The organism is Peptoniphilus sp., assembly GCF_022767005.1.
Taxonomy (GTDB): Bacteria; Bacillota; Clostridia; order Tissierellales; family Peptoniphilaceae; genus Peptoniphilus_A.
The window spans coordinates 1-3,794 of the sequence record NZ_JALEOV010000067.1 but is presented as its reverse complement, the minus strand read 5'-3'; the positions used below and the strand labels follow the sequence as shown (position 1 = coordinate 3,794).

General features: G+C 34.3%; 2 protein-coding genes. Both read left to right on the top strand.

Features of this window, described 5'->3' with window-relative positions; all coding sequences use genetic code 11:
- The first annotated feature begins 70 nt into the window (after positions 1-70).
- Complete coding sequence (locus MR285_RS05275; protein ID WP_293558755.1) at positions 71-1,672, top strand: gamma-glutamyltransferase family protein; 1,602 nt, start codon at positions 71-73, stop codon at positions 1,670-1,672.
- Positions 1,673-1,683: 11 nt separating this feature from the next.
- Entirely contained in the window at positions 1,684-3,675 is a 1,992-nt protein-coding gene (uvrB, locus tag MR285_RS05270; protein WP_293558753.1) for an excinuclease ABC subunit UvrB, read from the top strand.
- The last annotated feature ends 119 nt before the right edge of the window (positions 3,676-3,794 follow it).

Below are 3,794 nucleotides of genomic sequence, written 5' to 3'. Positions count from 1 at the left end.
TTATCTTTAGTTAAATAATATAAGTTGGAAGCTACAAATTTTATTTGTTATAGAATATTTGAGGTAAAAAATGAATTTTGATTATAATGATTATCCTCACCCTTCAACGAGAAGAGTGATTTTTGGGAAAAATGGAATGGTTGCAACATCATCTCCCTATGCAACAAGTGCTGGCGCAAAAATTTTACTTGATGGTGGGAATGCAATTGATGCTGCTTTAGCAATTTCTATGACGCTACCAGTTGTTGAACCAACTGGAAATGGTCTTGGTTCTGATATGTTTGCAATTATTTACTTTGAAGGGAAACTTTATGCAATGAATGCAAGTGGTAGAAGTCCAAAGAGTATTTCTATTAATGCGTTGAAAAATAAAGGACATAGCAAGATGCCAAGCTGTGGTGTAAATGTAATTAACACGCCGGGACTAATTGGCGGAGCAATGAAACTTTATAGTGACTTTGCAACAATGCCAATTGAAAAAATTTTTGAACCTGGAATTTCTTATGCGGAAGAGGGATTTGCAGTAACTCCACAAATTGCAAAGCTTTGGAAAGAAAGCGTAGAAAAATATAAAAAATTAGATAGAGATGAGTTCAAGGAATTTTTTAAAACTTTTACGATTGATAAAAGAGCGCCAAGGGCTGGAGAAGTTTTTAAATGTCCAGAAATGGCAGAGACTTTAAGAGAAATCCGTGACACAAAGGGAGATTCTTTTTATAGGGGAAGTATTGCGGAAAAAATTTCAAAAGAAGTAGAAAGGCTTGGAGGTTTTTTAAGTGCAGAGGACTTAAAAAATTTTGAGCCTAAATATGTTGATCCAATTTCAACCAATTACAGGGGAATAGATGTATGGGAGATACCTCCAAATGGTCATGGAATTTCTGTTTTAATGGCATTAAATATTTTAAGTAAAATGGAAATAAAAGATAGAAGTGATGTGTCAACTATTCACAAAATTATTGAGGCTATAAAGATATCTTTAACTGATGCAAAAACTTTTGTGGCAGATAAAGATTTTATGAAGATAAAAATAGAAGAGCTTTTATCAGATGAATATGCAGAAAAAAGGCGAAATAATATAGAAGATTTTGCAATTTTGCCAAAATCCTATGCAATAAAATCATCGGACACAGTATATTTTGCAACTGCAGATAAATTTGGAAACATGGTCTCCATGATTCAGTCAAATTATTCGGGCTTTGGTTCAGGAATAGTTGTGCCAAAAACTGGAATTGCACTAAATAATCGCCTGGAAAATTTTTATTTTGAAGAAGGACTTGCAAATTCTCTTGAAGGAGGAAAGCTTCCTTATCATACAATTATTCCAGGATTTTTGACAAAGGATGGTAAAGCTCTTGGAGCTTTTGGGATAATGGGAGCTTTTATGCAGCCACAAGCTCATGTACAAGTTCTTATGAATATGATTGATTTTGACTTAAATCCACAAGCTGCACTTGATGCACCGAGAGTTATGTGGATTAATGATAAAAAAATTGATGTTGAATGCGACTTTGATAGTGATATAATTGATGGTCTAAAGAAGCTAGGACATGATGTGAATGTAGTAAGCGATTTTAAAGACATGGGTCGTGGACAAATTATTTTGAAAAAAGATGATGTATATATTGGTGGAACAGAAAAAAGGACGGACTCCAATATTTTTGCTTTTTAGAAGGTGATTAAGTGAAATTTAAAATTCATTCGGATTATAAGCCAACGGGAGATCAGCCTCAGGCGATAGATAAATTAGTTGAAGGTATAAAAAAAGGATATAAGCACCAAAATCTTTTGGGAGTTACTGGGTCTGGCAAGACTTTTACCATGGCAAATGTAATTGAAAGAGTTCAAAAACCAACTCTTGTCATTGCGCACAATAAAACTCTTGCCTACCAACTTTGTTCTGAATTAAAGGAATTTTTTCCAGAAAATGCTGTGGAATTTTTCGTATCCTACTATGACTATTATCAGCCAGAGGCTTATGTGCCGGGTACAGATACTTTTATAGAGAAGGATTCTTCTATAAACGATGAGATAGATAAACTTCGCCACTCTGCAACTATGGCACTTTTCGAGAGAAAAGATGTAATTATTGTTGCATCAGTTTCCTGCATTTATGGTTTGGGAGATCCAATTGATTACGAAAAACTTGCCATTTCACTTAGACCGGGAATGATAAAAGATAGAAATGATGTAATGAGTAAACTCGTCGACATTCAATATGTAAGAAATGATTATGAATTTAAGCGTGGAACTTTTAGGGTTCGTGGAGATATTTTAGACATTTTTCCGGCAGCTTCATCTGAAAATTCAATTCGTGTTGAATTTTTTGGAGATGAAATAGATAGAATTACGGAAGTAAATGCTCTAACTGGTCAAGTAATTGCATACTTAAATCACGCCTATATCACTCCTGCATCTCACTTTGCAACTTCAGAAGAAAAGGTAAAGAAGGCAATTGTAACAATAGAAGAGGAGCTTGAAGAAAGATTAAAGGTTTTAAAGGATCAAGAAAAACTTTTGGAAGCACAAAGACTTGAACAAAGAACTAGATACGATTTGGAGATGCTTTCTGAAATGGGATTTTGCTCGGGAATAGAAAATTATTCTAGACATCTTTCTGGAAGAGCTCCAGGTTCAAGACCTTACACCTTAATAGACTATTTTCCAAAGGATTTTTTGACGATAATAGATGAATCTCACCAAACTATTCCTCAAATTAGAGGAATGTTTAACGGGGACAGATCTCGTAAAGAAACTCTTGTAGAATATGGATTTAGACTTCCTTCTGCTCTTGACAACAGACCTCTTAGGTTTGAGGAATTTGAAGAGATGATGCATCAATGCGTCTATGTTTCTGCAACTCCAGGACCCTATGAGCTCGAACATACTGAGCAACAAGTAGAACAAATTATTAGACCTACTGGACTTCTTGATCCGTTAATTGAAGTTAGACCAATAAAAAATCAAATTGATGACATAACAAATGAAATAAATGAAGCTATCGAGAGAAAGGAAAGAGTTTTAATTACAACTCTCACTAAGAGAATGTCCGAAGATTTATCGAGACATTTAAAAGAAATTGGGTATAATGTAACCTACATGCACTCTGATATTGATACTTTAGAGAGAATGAAGATTATTAGAGATTTAAGACTTGGAAAAGTGGACGTCCTTGTTGGGATTAATCTTCTTAGAGAAGGGCTTGACCTTCCAGAAGTTTCAAGAGTTTGTATACTTGACGCAGATAAGGAAGGTTTCCTTCGTTCTGTAACTTCTCTTATTCAGACAACAGGTCGAGCTGCAAGAAATGCAGGTGGAAAAGTTATAATGTATGCCGATAATATTACCCAATCAATGAGGATAACAATAGATGAAACTTCTAGGAGGAGAAAAATCCAAGAAGAGTACAACAAGGAGCATAACATAACTCCAAAGACAATAGTAAAAAGTGTGCGTGAAGTAATAAATACAACTATTGCAGCAGAAGATGTTGTGGACTTTAAAAATATTAAAGATCAAGAAGATGAATTTACAAAAGATGAAATTGATGGAATGATCAATGCTTTAAAGCCTGAAATGTATAGGGCGGCAGAGGAATTAGACTTTGAAAAAGCCGCTGAAATAAGGGATAAGATAAAAGATTTAAGAGAAAAGAAAAAGACTGCCCTTCTTTAATGAGGTGTTATATTGAAAGATGAAATAATAGTAAAGGGAGCGAGAGTCAACAATTTAAAAAATGTTGATTTAAAGATCCCAAGAAATAAGTTTGTAGTTTTCACTGGACTTTCTGGCTC